The sequence below is a fragment of the Pseudorhodoplanes sp. genome (genome assembly GCF_046289595.1).
GTDB lineage: Bacteria > Pseudomonadota > Alphaproteobacteria > Rhizobiales > Xanthobacteraceae > Pseudorhodoplanes.
Map to the genome: position 1 here is coordinate 41,503 of NZ_JBKBVB010000007.1, position 12,670 is coordinate 54,172.

The following is a 12,670-nucleotide window of genomic DNA, read 5'->3' on the forward strand; positions in this document are numbered from 1 at the left end:
CCCTTGCAACTCCTCGTCAACATACTCGTCCTGTCATCGATCTACGCGCTGATCGCCTGTGGCTATGTGCTGATCTACCGCGTCAGCCGCGTGCTCAATCTGGCGCATGGCGAATTGATGATGGTCGGGTCGTATCTGCTGCTGACCACGGCCTGGATGTTTGCTGGCTCCCCCGTGACCGCGATCGCCTCGGCGATCGTGCTGAGCCTCACCGTCGGCGTGCTGGTCTATGTGTTCCTGATGCGCAAGATGACCGGCCAGATGGTGCTCGCCGCGGTCCTCACCACCGTCGCGCTCGGCATCCTCCTGCGTGGCCTCATGGTGCTGATCTGGTCGGCGCAGCAGCAATATCCGGCGCAGGCGCTGGGCTTTTCGAATCCGGCATTGGCGCTGCCGGGTGGTGCGCGCATCTCGCTGTTCGCGGCGATCCTCATCGGAGTCACCGTTCTCACCTACGCCTCGCTGTTCGCGTTCTTGCGGTTCGGCGCCTGGGGCGTGCGCATGCGCGCGGCGGGACAGAATCCGCTGCTCGCGGCGCAGCGCGGCATCAACCTGCACGCGGTCTATGCACTGGCCTGGGGGCTTTCGACGCTGACCGGCGCGCTCGCCGGCATGCTGATCTCGCTGGATTCCGGGCTCACCGGCAGCATGATGATTATCGGGCTGAAGGCTTTTCCAGCGGCGCTGGTCGGCGGACTCGACTCGCTCGTTGGCGCGATCGTCGGCGCACTGATCATCGGCATCTGCGAAGTGCTGGCGATCCAGTATATCGATCCGCTGCTCTCCGACGTGATCCCGTTCATCGTGCTGATCGCGTTCCTGATCGTGCGGCCCTGGGGCCTGTTCGGCACCCGCGAGGAACTCGACCGTGTCTAGCCAGCCGCGCGCCTCGGGTTATTTCCGCACCTCCTATGCGCAGGATTTTGCACTCCTGCAGACCCGGCTGCAGCGGGTCAGCGCCGCCGTTTTCGCTGTGATCCTGATCGTCTTTCCGCTGGTCGCCTCCAATTTTTATCTCGACCTGGCGACGCAGGTATTGCTTGCCTCGATCGGTGCACTGTCGCTGATGCTGCTGACCGGGTTTGCCGGGTTGATCTCGCTCGGACATGCTGGCCTTCTTTGCGCCGGGGCCTTCACCGCCGGCATTCTGTTCAAGGAATTCGACGCACCGATCTTCCTGACGATCCCGGCCGCAGCGATTGTCGGCGCGCTGCTCGGCGTCATTTTCGGACTGCCGTCGCTGCGGCTGCGCGGACTCTATCTTGCGGTGTCCACGCTGGCGCTGCATTTCGTCGTGGTCTATCTCGGCGGCGAATACGAAACCAAGCGCGGCTTCTCCACCGGCATCTCCATCGATGCGCCGGTGGTGTTCGGCTATACGCTGTATGGCGGCCGGGTCTGGTACTATGTGATGTTGGCCTTCGCGGCACTGACGCTGTTCCTGTGCATCAACCTGCTGCGCACCCGGATCGGCCGCGCGTTTCGTGCTTTGCATGCGCACGAAACCGTGGCCGAAGCCCTCGGCATCAATGTCGCGGCCTACAAGCTGCTCGCATTCGTGATCTCGTCCGCCATCGCCGCGGTGGCCGGTGCCCTGTTCGCCTATTACCGCAGCTTTGTCTCGGTCGAGGCGTTCTCGCTATTCCTCACCATCCAGTATGTCGCGATGGTGATCATCGGCGGCATGGGCTCTCTGCTGGGCGCGATCCTGGGCGCAGTGTTCGTGACCATCTTCCCCTATGTCATTGAGGCGGTGCTTCTCAAGCTGCCGAACGCACAGGCCTATGCCGGACAGTTATTCGCCGTGAATTATGCCGCTTTCGGCCTGGTCATGATCCTGTTCCTGGTATTCGAGCCGCTCGGGCTCGTCGGCATCTGGCGACGCATCCAGACCTATTTCCTGCTCTGGCCGTTCAGGCATCGCCCGGTCGCGGGAGCGCGGCGATGAACGCGGCCCTGCTTACCGCCGAAAAACTGGAGGTGGTTTATCACCACGCCATCACCGCGATTCAGGGCATTTCGCTCACTGTCGCTCAGGGCCAGATCGTTGCGATTCTCGGCACCAATGGTGCGGGCAAGTCCACCACGCTGAGGGCGCTTTCGGGGTTTCTCGGCATCGACAATGCGCGCGTCACTGCGGGCAGCATCGTTTACAAGGGCCAGCGAATCGAGAACCGTCCGCCAAACGAAGTGACCAGGCTCGGCATCGCCCTCGTCCCCGAGCGCGACAAGGTGTTTCCGAACCTCACCGTCGCAGAAAATCTCGCCGCGCCCTTCGCGCCGGGCATGAACAAGGCGGAACGCCGCCGGCGCGAGGACGAGGTCTATGCCTTTTTTCCCCGGCTGGCCGACCTGCGTGCGCGCATTGGCGGACTTCTCTCCGGCGGAGAGCGGCAGATGCTGGCCCTCGCCTCCGGCCTGATGTGCAAGCCGCAGCTTCTGCTCGTCGACGAACTCTCGCTCGGCCTCGCGCCCGTCATTGTCGAGGATCTGATGCAGAAACTTGTCAGGATCCGGACCGATCTCGGCATTACGATTGTTATCGTCGAGCAAAGCGCCGCGGTTGCGCTGGAGATCGCCGATTATGGCTATGTGCTGGAGAACGGCCGGGTCGTGCTCGACGGCGATGCGGCAAAGCTGAAAAGCCACGGCGATATCCAAGAATTCTATCTTGGACAGGCCGGCGGCGCCGAACGCCGCAGCTACCGCGACGTCAAGCAATATCGCCGGTCGCGGAGGTGGTATGGTTGAACTCGATATCGAGAATTTGACGCTGCGCTTCGGCGGGCTTGTCGTGCTGGATCATGTGTCGCTTGCCGTCGAGCAGGGGGAGCTGCTGGCGCTGATCGGCCCGAACGGCGCGGGCAAGACGTCCGTGTTTAACTGCATCAGCGGGCTTTATCCGGGTGAGGGCGCGATCCGTTTTCGCGGCGAGTCGCTACTCGGCAAGAAGCCGCATGACATCGCCGCGCTCGGCGTGGCGCGCACCTTCCAGCACGGCGAATTGTTTCCGCAGATGAGCGTGGTCGACAATCTGCTCACCGGCCGACATCCGCGTATCAGGGGCAATGTATTTGCCGAAATGCTGTTTCTCCCCTCGATACGCGCCGAGGAGGTTCGCCAGCGCGAGGCGGTAGAGAAGATCATCGAATTCGTCGAACTGGAGCGCTATCGCCATACGCCCGTCGGCGGGCTGCCGTTCGGCACCCAGAAGCTGATCGGCTTCGCCAGGGCTCTCGCCAACGAGCCCGCGATCCTTCTGCTCGACGAGCCATCGGCCGGCCTCAACCGCGAGGAGCGCGAGGATCTTGCCCGGTTCATCCTGCGCATCAAGCACCAGCTCGGCATGGCCATGATCTGGATCGAACACGACATGCAAATGGTCGCCGACCTCGCCGACCGCATCCATGTGCTGGATTATGGGCGCACGCTGGCGAGCGGTCCGGCCCATCAAGTGCTGAAAGACGAGCAGGTGGTCGCGGCCTATCTCGGCACGGCAAGGCGGGGCTAGCGGACCGCGCCTTGTGCGATGTAGCGTTGCGCTTCGTCCTGTCGATTTGTTCGGGCGCGGCCTTTCGGTGGGCGTGGTGTGGTGCTGCTTCGGCGGGGACCGGCGTGACATCCGGATTGCGGCGTTGCGATTTTCGCTTGTTCGTCAGCCCGTGCAACGTTCAGAATAGCGGCGCACCGCGAACAACCGGTCAGCCGAGAGCCGTCACCTTAATAAGGGCGTGGATCCAGCCCGATCTGGAGGTCTTATGCGTCGTCTTCTGGTTTTGCTGGCGGTTATTCATCTGTCGCTCAGTCAGGTCCGGGCCGAAACTGCGCAGGACTGGGCGACACTCGGCGCCCGCGTCCATGGCGGCTACGGCGCCTTCATCCCGCTGGGGGTCAAGATCGGACTGGATGCACGGGAGAAGCTGAAGGCCGGCCCGCGGGAATTGTCGGTTCTGTATTTCGACAATCCCAAGGCGCCATGCGCGTGCTTCGCGGACGGCATCGCCATTGCAACAGTGGCCTCGCCGGGACAGCGCAGCCTCGTGATGGCTTCGGAGCAGGCCCCCGATATGGCAGCGGCCGTGATTGTCATCCGCCCGCGCAAGGGCGGTCCCGGGCTGAAATACACGATCCCCATGGCGTCGCTGCCGCGGCTCGCTGAAATCAACAAGCGGGTACAGGATCCGGTCGTGCGGCATGATGCCGTCATGAAGATGGACGGGCTGTTCGCCGTCACGGCGGCCGACTGAGGGTGCCGCCGGGGCCGGTTGGTGCGACGGTCCGGTCGCAGCGCGGCCATCGCTACAAAACCCCGTGTTCAAAAGCGAAAAATCGGCCGCGACTCGCCAGATCGCGCCCGCGCCTGACCGGTCCGTGGGCGGTCTATGCGACAAAAGTAGGCGAAAGCGTTGGCCCCGGCTTGCTACACTGGCCCCCGTACGGGGGCTTGTTGTCATGGTCAGGTATTGTCGTTCGATTCCATATCGGGCGATCGGAATTCGGGTGTAGGCGTCGTGGCGATCCTGGTCTCGCTTCACCACGTCACATCCTACAAATACGACCGGCCGGTGGGTCTTGGTCCGCAGGTCGTCCGGCTTCGCCCGGCGGCGCATAGCCGTACCCAGATTCCGAGCTATTCGCTCAACGTCCGGCCGAGCCAGCATTTCATCAACTGGCAGCAGGATCCGCACGGCAACTGGCTGGCACGGCTCGTCTTCCCGGAAAAGACCGAGGCGTTCCGGGTCGAGGTCAATCTCACCGCGAATCTCTCGGTCATCAATCCGTTCGACTTTTTCGTCGAGTCCTATGCCGAGCATTTTCCGTTTGTCTACCCGGAGGATTTGAAGGTCGATCTTGCGGCGTATTTCACTCCGGAAACGGCCGGTCCGCTGGTGTCCGAATTTCTCGCGTCGCTGTCGAAGGACCGCGAGCGCACCATCGATTTCCTTGTGGGTCTCAATCATCAGCTGCAGCAGCGGGTTCGCTATCTGATCCGCATGGAAGCCGGCGTACAAACGCCCGAGGAGACGCTTGCGATCGCGTCCGGCTCGTGCCGCGATTCCGCATGGCTTCTTGTGAACGTGGCGCGCCATCTCGGGCTCGCTGCGCGTTTTGTCTCCGGCTACCTCATCCAGCTCAAGGCCGATGTCGATCCGCTGGAAGGCCCCAAAGGCACCGACAAGGATTTCTGCGACCTGCATGCCTGGGCCGAAATCTATGTGCCCGGCGCCGGCTGGATCGGTTTCGACGTCACCTCGGGACTGTTGTGCGGGGAGGGGCATATCCCGCTCGCCGCGACTCCGCATTATCAGTCCGCCGCGCCGATCACCGGCACGGTCGACGTCGCGAACACCAATTTTCATTTCGAGATGCGGGTCGACCGCATTCACGAAGCGCCACGTGTCACAAAGCCATTCTCCGACGAGACCTGGGAAAAACTCGATGCGCTCGGCGATATCGTTGATCGGGATCTCAGAACGAACGATGTGCGACTCACCATGGGCGGCGAGCCGACCTTCGTCTCGATCGATGACTTCCAGAGCGCGGAATGGAATACAGCGGCGGTCGGTCCCACCAAGCGCGCGCTGGCCGACACGCTGATCCGGAAATTGCGGGCGCGTTTCGCGCCAAACGGCTTTCTGCATTACGGTCAGGGCAAATGGTATCCGGGCGAAAGCCTGCCGCGCTGGGCATTTTCGCTTTACTGGCGCAAGGACGGCCAGCCGGTCTGGGGCGATGCCGCGCTGATCGCGCGCGAGGCGGGGCCGCGCAACGCCTCCATCGAACAGGCCGAGACCTTCACCTGTGACTTTGCCAACCGCATTGGAGTCGGGGCGGAATACGCACTTCCCGCCTTCGAGGACCCGGCGGTGTGGGCGCTGAAGGAAGGCGAGCTTCCGGAGAATGTCGATCCGACCGATCCGAAGATCGAAGACCCCGAAACCCGCGCGCGCATGGTGAGGACTTTCGAGCGCGGGTTGTCGAAGCCGTCAGGCTTCGTGCTGCCCATTCAGGCCTGGCAAGCGCAATCGACCGAGCGCCGCTGGAAGAGCGAAAAGTGGAAGCTGCGCCGCGGCAGGCTGTTTCTGGTGCCGGGCGATTCGCCGGTCGGCTTCCGGCTGCCGCTGTCCTCGCTGCCCTGGGTGCCGCGCTCCGACTATCCGTTCGTGCATCCTCAGGACCCGACCGAGCCGCGCGATCCGCTGCCCAGCCGCGATCAGCTTGCACAGCTCTATAATGAGGGCGGCGGCTCGGCCGAAGCCAGCGCCGACCGGCAGACCCGAGTCGAACAGATTGCCGTCGCAGGCGCAGTGCGAACCGCCTTGTCGATCGAGCCGCGTGACGGCGTGATCTGCGTCTTCATGCCGCCGCTTGAGCGGCTTGAGGATTACCTCGAATTGATTGCCGCCATCGAGGAAAGCGCGAAGGCGACAGCCACGCCGGTGCATATCGAGGGCTATCCGCCGCCGCATGACCCGCGGCTCAACGTCATCAAGGTGACACCCGATCCCGGCGTGATCGAAGTCAATGTGCATCCGGCCTCGAGCTGGCGCGAAGCCGTCGACATCACCACCGGTCTCTATGAGGAGGCGCGGCAAGCGCGGCTCGGCACCGACAAGTTCATGATCGACGGCCGCCATGTCGGCACCGGCGGCGGCAATCATGTGGTGATCGGCGGCGCAACCCCGCTGGATTCGCCGTTCCTGCGCAGGCCCGATCTTCTTCGCAGCCTTGTCCTGTACTGGCAGCGTCACCCCTCGTTGTCCTACCTGTTCTCCGGCCTGTTCATCGGACCGACCAGCCAGGCGCCGCGCATGGACGAGGCGCGTCACGACGGCTTGTACGAACTCGAGATCGCCCTCGATCTGATGCCGGACGGCGAGGCGCACATTCCGCCATGGCTGGTCGACCGGCTGTTCCGCAACATTCTCGCCGATGTCACCGGCAACACCCATCGCGCCGAAATCTGCATCGACAAGCTCTATTCGCCCGACAGTCCGACCGGCCGGCTCGGCCTTGTCGAATTCCGCTCTTTTGAGATGCCGCCCGATCCGCGCATGTCGCTGGCGCAGCAATTGCTTATTCGCGCACTGGTGTCGTGGTTCTGGCGCGAGCCGCAATACGGCAGGCTGACGCGCTGGGGCACGACGCTGCACGACCGCTTCATGCTGCCGCATTTTGTTTGGCAGGATTTTCTCGGCGTCCTCGCCGATCTGGGCCGTGCCGGATATCGGTTCGATCCGGAATGGTTCAAGGCGCAATGGGAGTTTCGTTTCCCGTTCTATGGCGCGGTCGAATATGGCGGGGTCAAACTCGAACTGCGTCAGGCGCTCGAGCCGTGGCATGTGCTCGCCGAGGAAAGCGCCGCTGGCGGCACGGTTCGCTTTGTCGACTCGTCGGTCGAGCGGCTGCAGGTCCAGGTCACAGGCTTCGTGCCGGAGCGGCATGTCATTGCCTGCAACCGACGGCGAATGCCGATGGCATCCACTGGCGAATCGGGCGAAACTGTGGCCGGTGTCCGTTTCAAGGCTTGGCAGCCGGTCTCGGGTTTGCATCCCACGATTCCGGTGCATGCGCCTTTGACCTTCGACATTATCGATACCTGGAACAGGCGCTCCCTCGGCGGCTGCGTGTACCACATCGCCCATCCCGGCGGGCGCAACTACGAAACCTTTCCGGTGAATTCCTATGAAGCGGAAGCGCGGCGGCTGGCGCGGTTCCAGGATCACGGTCATACTCCAGGAATAGTGGATCTGCCGCCGGAAGAGACCGCAAGCGAATTCCCGCTGACGCTCGATCTGCGCCGGAGTGTCCGGCGTCCGACCTAACGTGATGGATCGTCCCATGCACAGAGCGGCTTCGGCCGAAATGGCGCGCCCGGCCTGGTACGACGATTACGTGCCGCTCTCCGGCGTCCCCGATGAATTGATCGGTCCGGACGGACGGCCACGGCGCGCCTGGCTCAACTTCCTGCATCAGCTCTCCGCCGACGAGCAATCGCTCGCGGCGGTCGACCGGCATTTGCAGGACATAGGCGTCTCCTATCGGGTGCATGGCGAGTCGCGCGAACGCACCTGGCCGATGAGCCGTCTTCCGCTGCTGATCGAAGAAGAGGAATGGAATGCGATCGCCGCTGGTGTGACGCAGCGCGCGCGCGTGATCGAAGCTCTGCTGGACGATGTCTATGGCAAGGGCCAGCTCGTGGCCGAGGGCGTCCTGCCTGCGGCATTGGTGTCCGGATCGAGCGAATTCCTGCGGCCGCTGGTCGGGGTCGAGCCGCCCGGCGGGCGATGGCTTCATCTTTACGCGGTCGATCTCGGCCGCGGGCCGGATGGCAGGTGGTGGGTGCTGAGCGACCGCGCGCAGGCGCCGTCGGGCGCGGGCTATGCGCTGGAGAACCGGCTTGTCATGTCGCGTGCCCTGCCGACCGGGTACCGGCGCATGAATGTGCGGCGGCTCGCGCCGTTCTTTCGCGGCTTTCGCGCCGCGCTCGCCGATGCGGCCGAGCGTTCCGAGCCGCGGATCTGCCTCTTGACGCCCGGCCCCTACAGCCAGACCTATTTCGAACAGGCCTATCTTGCGCGCTATCTCGGATTTTTGCTGCTCGAAGGCGACGACCTTGTCGTGCATGACGGGCTCGTCCATGTACGCACCATCGCCGGGCTGAAGCGCGCCGACGTGATCTGGCGCTTTGTCGATTCCGATTATGTGGACCCGATCGAGCTGAACGGGGAATCGCGTCTCGGTGTTCCCGGTCTCGTCTCGGCGCTGCGCCATGGCGGCACCATCGTCGCCAATATGCCCGGCGCAGGCTTTGCGGAATCGCGCGCATTGATGAGCGTGATGCCGCAGATTTCTGCGTATCTGACCGGCGAAGACCTGATCCTGCCCAATATCGCCACCTGGTGGTGCGGCGATGGCGCGGCGCGGCAGCGCGTGCTCGGCAACCTGGACAGCATGGCGATTTCCGGCGCCTTTGTTAGCCGGCTGCCCGAACTCAATGGCGATACGCAGGTGCTGCCTGCCGAGCTTGACGCAGAGCGCCGCGATGCCTTGCGCGAAGCGATCGCGGAGCGCGGCGTCGATTTTGTCGGGCAGGAGGTCGTGAAATTGTCGACGACGCCGGTCTGGGCCGGCGACACGCTGGTGCCGCGTCCGTTCGTACTGCGGGTCTTCGCCGCTGCGACCGCGCAAGGCTGGGAGGTGATGCCTGGCGGATTTTGCCGGATCTCGGCGCAGGCCGATGCGCGCGCGATCAGCATGCGCGAAGGCGTGCAGTCGGCCGATGTCTGGGTGCTGTCGGCAAAGCCGGTGCCGCCGGAGACCTTGCTGCCGGCCAGCGACGCCATTCATATCCAGCGCATCCTCGCCAACATCCCGAGCCGCGCCGCCGACAACCTGTTCTGGTACGGCCGCTATCTGGAGCGCGCGGAAGCGACGCTGCGCCTCGTGCGCTGCCTGTGTGCGCGCGCGATCGACATGGACTTCGCCTCCGGCAATGTGCCTGCGACCATCGAAAAGCTCACCCGTCAGCTCGTCGCCTGGGGTGCAGTCCCGGAAGACATGCAGGACGCCTCGACCCTCCTGATCGCGCGCACCGCGCTCGCCGACGACACCGCCTATGGCTCCGGGCTGTCGGGCGTGCGTATGGCGCGCAATGCCGGTTCGGTGATCCGCGAGCGGATTTCGGTGGATGCTTCGAAGCTGTCGCGGCGGCTCGATGAATTGTTGTCCAATCTCGGCGATCTGCCGAGTGAGACTGATGTGCTGGACGCCGCCGACCGCGCCATCCAGATTCTCGCCGCGCTGTCCGGCCTCGGCCAGGAGAATATGAACCGCAATGCGGGCTGGCGCTTCTCCGACATCGGACGGCGCACCGAGCGCGCCATCAATACCTGCCGGATGGCGCGCATGTTCGCCTCCGACGATGCCAGCGCCGAAGACCTCGACGTCATGCTCGACCTGATCGACTGCCAGATCACCTACCGCTCGCGCTACATGACCGGGATTGCGCTTGCGCCGGTCCGCGACATGGCGGTGCTCGATCCGTATAATCCGCGCTCCGTCGGATTCCAGATGGTGACGATCAAGGACCATCTCGCAACGCTGCCCGCGCTGCACCCCGACGGCGTGCCGGAAGAGCCGCAGCGGCTGGCGGCGCGGCTTGCGACCGATCTTGAGACCACCACAGCGCAAGAGCTGGATAATGCCGCAGTGCTCGCCTTCGAGCAGCGCATATCCGCGTTCGCCGACGCCGTTGCCGCGCGCTATTTCCTGCGGCGACAGAAAGGCGTGGTCGGCGCAGGGATAAGTATCCACGCGTGATCTACGACATCGATCACCTGACCGCCTATTCCTACGAGGCGCCGGTCACCTCGGCGTCGCTGGCCTTGCGGCTGACACCGCGCGCGACGCTGTCGCAGCGTTGCCTGTCCCATCGCATCCGCATTGCGCCCGACCCGGAGCGCGCCGCCTCGCATCGGGATTTCTACGGCAATATCGTCGATCTCGTCTCGATCGACATCCCGCATACCGAATTGCACATCCGCTCCACCGCGCGCGTCGAGGTGACGCCGCGGCCCGAACTCGCCGGTCCTGATTGTCCCTGGGAGGAAATCGGCGCGGCTGCGCTCGCCAATCGCGATTTGAGCGCGGCAGGCCCGTCGCATTTCATGTTCGCCAGTCCGCGGATCGCATTGTCGCGCGAGGTGACGCGCTATGCGCGCGAAAGCTTCGGCCGCGGCCGCGGCATCGTGGACGCCTGCACCGACCTGATGACGCGCATTCGCGCGGACTTCGCCTACAAGCCGCAGACCACCCAGGTGTCTACCGCGATCGCCGACGCCTTCGCCCAGCGCGCCGGCGTCTGCCAGGATTTTGCGCAGATCATGATCGGCGGCCTGCGCGGGCTCGGGCTGCCGGCGGCCTATGTCAGCGGTTATCTGCGGACGGTTCCGCCGCCCGGCAAGAAGCGGCTGCAGGGCGCGGACGCCACCCATGCCTGGGTTTCGGTGTGGGCCGGGGTCGAGAATGGCTGGATCGGCCTTGACCCGACCAATGCGATCCTCGCCGGCACCGACCATATCACGCTCGCGGTCGGCCGCGATTTTTCCGACGTCTCGCCGGTTTACGGCGTCTTTGTCGGTTCGGGCGAGAACCAGTTGAAGGTCGCGGTCGACGTCATCCCGGTTGAAGCGATCTGACCGCGGAGTATTGCGGGAACCTTCCGCCGAGACATTGGTTTTCATCCCTCGCGAGAGGCAGGACCAGATGCGGCTGTTCGTTTGCCAGGGGTGCGGGCAGCCGCTTCATTTCGAAAATGCGATCTGCGGAAGCTGCGGTCGCAGGGTCGGATACCTGCCAAGGCTGTCGCGCATGTCGGCGCTGGAGCCGGAAGGCGATGTCTGGCGGGCGCTGGGCGATCCGGACCGCATGTACAGATTTTGCGCCAATGCCGCATACGAGAGCTGCAACTGGCTGGTCCAGGCCGATGGCGGCCAGGCATTTTGCATCGCCTGCCGCCACAATCGCACCATCCCCGACCTGTCGGTCGACAACAATCTCGTGCTCTGGCGCCGGATCGAGGTCGCCAAGCACCGGCTGTTCTACAGCCTGTTACGGCTGCAATTGCCGCTCGTGACCAAGACGCAGGACCCGGCCGGCCTCGCCTTCGATTTTCTTGCGCCCACCCATGAGCCGGTGATGACCGGGCACCTCAACGGCGCGATCACCATCAATCTTGCCGAGGCCGACGATTCCGAACGCGAGCGCCAGCGCGGCGCGATGGGAGAGCCCTACCGGACCCTGCTCGGGCATTTCCGTCATGAGATTGCCCATTATTACTGGGAGCTGCTCGCCAATAACGAGGACACCATCTCGGAATTCCGCGCCGTATTCGGCGACGAACGGGCCGACTACGGCGAAGCCCTGCGCCGCCACCATTCCGAAGGCGCGCCTGCGGGCTGGGACACGCATTTCGTTTCGGCCTATGCCAGCGCTCATCCGTGGGAGGATTTCGCGGAGACCTGGGCGCACTATTTCCATATCGTCGATACACTGGAGACCGCGCGGGCTTTCGGCGTCTCGACGCAGCCGCGCGTTGCCAGCGCCGCCTCGCTCGAATCTCCGGTCGATTTCGATCCCTCTCGGGCGACAGTCGATCAGCTGATCGATGCATGGCTGCCGCTCACCTTTGCCATCAACGCGATCAACCGCTCGATGGGGCTCAACGATCTCTATCCGTTCACCATCGCGCCGGCGATTGTGGTGAAGCTCGGCTACATCTACCGGCTGATCCAGCGCGTCCCGCATCCGGACGATTTGGCGGACGAGGCCGCACTCAAGGCGATGGTGGCTTTGCTGAAAAAACGCACACCGGCGTGAAAGGACGGCGTGGCCGAAGGCTTCGCATCGCGCTCCGCAGTCGCAATAGAATTGCACATTGCAGTCGCGTGGGAAATTTCGCGCGCCGGGATTTCAACATACGATGCTGAATTGCCACATCAAAAACGCCATGATGCTTGCTTGATGCGCCACGGCTTTCAAACTCGCAATGGCTTGTCAGCTTTCGCAAAAATCGCATCTGTCATTGTTCTGTTGGAAAAATGTCATCCTACACATTGTGACTGCGAATTCTGAATAGGCTAACAATTCCTTACCCGCTTATTGATCA

Annotated in this window: 10 protein-coding genes; all 10 read left to right on the forward strand. The window is 63.7% G+C overall.

Annotated elements, in window-relative coordinates; all coding sequences use genetic code 11:
• The first annotated feature begins 3 nt into the window (after positions 1-3).
• The 10 genes from ACK41X_RS03465 to ACK41X_RS03510 all read left to right on the forward strand — a co-directional run bounded on the left by ACK41X_RS03465 (position 4) and on the right by ACK41X_RS03510 (position 12,636).
• Complete coding sequence (locus tag ACK41X_RS03465) at positions 4-876, forward strand: branched-chain amino acid ABC transporter permease (RefSeq protein ID WP_409719291.1); 873 nt, start codon at positions 4-6, stop codon at positions 874-876.
• A complete protein-coding gene (locus tag ACK41X_RS03470) occupies positions 869-1,948 on the forward strand; it encodes a branched-chain amino acid ABC transporter permease (protein ID WP_409719293.1) in 1,080 nt (359 codons plus the stop codon). Before ACK41X_RS03465 ends, ACK41X_RS03470 begins: the two co-directional genes overlap by 8 nt.
• Positions 1,945-2,751 (forward strand): ABC transporter ATP-binding protein, encoded by an 807-nt coding sequence (locus ACK41X_RS03475; RefSeq protein ID WP_409719295.1) that lies wholly within the window; start codon positions 1,945-1,947, stop codon positions 2,749-2,751. The genes ACK41X_RS03470 and ACK41X_RS03475 overlap by 4 nt, the downstream gene beginning before the upstream one ends.
• Positions 2,744-3,511: an ABC transporter ATP-binding protein gene (locus tag ACK41X_RS03480; RefSeq protein ID WP_409719297.1), complete on the forward strand. Its 768-nt coding sequence runs from the start codon at positions 2,744-2,746 to the stop codon at positions 3,509-3,511. Before ACK41X_RS03475 ends, ACK41X_RS03480 begins: the two co-directional genes overlap by 8 nt.
• A gap of 247 nt (positions 3,512-3,758) precedes the next feature.
• Positions 3,759-4,247 carry an FmdE family protein gene (locus tag ACK41X_RS03485; RefSeq protein ID WP_409719299.1) on the forward strand — a complete coding sequence of 163 codons (489 nt, stop codon included), beginning with the start codon at positions 3,759-3,761 and terminating at the stop codon, positions 4,245-4,247.
• 264 nt (positions 4,248-4,511) lie between these two features.
• The gene (locus ACK41X_RS03490) at positions 4,512-7,826 is read left to right on the forward strand and encodes a DUF2126 domain-containing protein (RefSeq protein WP_409719301.1); all 3,315 of its coding nucleotides are present in this window, start codon (positions 4,512-4,514) and stop codon (positions 7,824-7,826) included.
• A 16-nt stretch (positions 7,827-7,842) separates the two neighbouring features.
• Positions 7,843-10,323 (forward strand): circularly permuted type 2 ATP-grasp protein, encoded by a 2,481-nt coding sequence (locus ACK41X_RS03495; protein ID WP_409719303.1) that lies wholly within the window; start codon positions 7,843-7,845, stop codon positions 10,321-10,323.
• Complete coding sequence (locus ACK41X_RS03500; protein WP_409719305.1) at positions 10,320-11,201, forward strand: transglutaminase N-terminal domain-containing protein; 882 nt, start codon at positions 10,320-10,322, stop codon at positions 11,199-11,201. Before ACK41X_RS03495 ends, ACK41X_RS03500 begins: the two co-directional genes overlap by 4 nt.
• Positions 11,202-11,268: 67 nt before the next feature.
• Positions 11,269-12,381: a putative zinc-binding metallopeptidase gene (locus ACK41X_RS03505; RefSeq protein WP_409719307.1), complete on the forward strand. Its 1,113-nt coding sequence runs from the start codon at positions 11,269-11,271 to the stop codon at positions 12,379-12,381.
• A 9-nt stretch (positions 12,382-12,390) separates the two neighbouring features.
• The gene (locus ACK41X_RS03510) at positions 12,391-12,636 is read left to right on the forward strand and encodes a hypothetical protein (protein WP_409719309.1); all 246 of its coding nucleotides are present in this window, start codon (positions 12,391-12,393) and stop codon (positions 12,634-12,636) included.
• The last annotated feature ends 34 nt before the right edge of the window (positions 12,637-12,670 follow it).

Excerpts from the sequence above, each read along its gene's own strand:
- ACK41X_RS03475 (WP_409719295.1), top strand. The coding sequence starts at position 1,945 with ATGAACGCGGCCCTGCTTACCGCCGAAAAACTGGAGGTGGTTTATCAC.
- ACK41X_RS03495 (WP_409719303.1), top strand. The coding sequence starts at position 7,843 with ATGCACAGAGCGGCTTCGGCCGAAATGGCGCGCCCGGCCTGGTACGAC.
- ACK41X_RS03485 (WP_409719299.1), top strand. The coding sequence starts at position 3,759 with ATGCGTCGTCTTCTGGTTTTGCTGGCGGTTATTCATCTGTCGCTCAGT.
- ACK41X_RS03480 (WP_409719297.1), top strand. The coding sequence starts at position 2,744 with ATGGTTGAACTCGATATCGAGAATTTGACGCTGCGCTTCGGCGGGCTT.
- ACK41X_RS03505 (WP_409719307.1), top strand. The coding sequence starts at position 11,269 with ATGCGGCTGTTCGTTTGCCAGGGGTGCGGGCAGCCGCTTCATTTCGAA.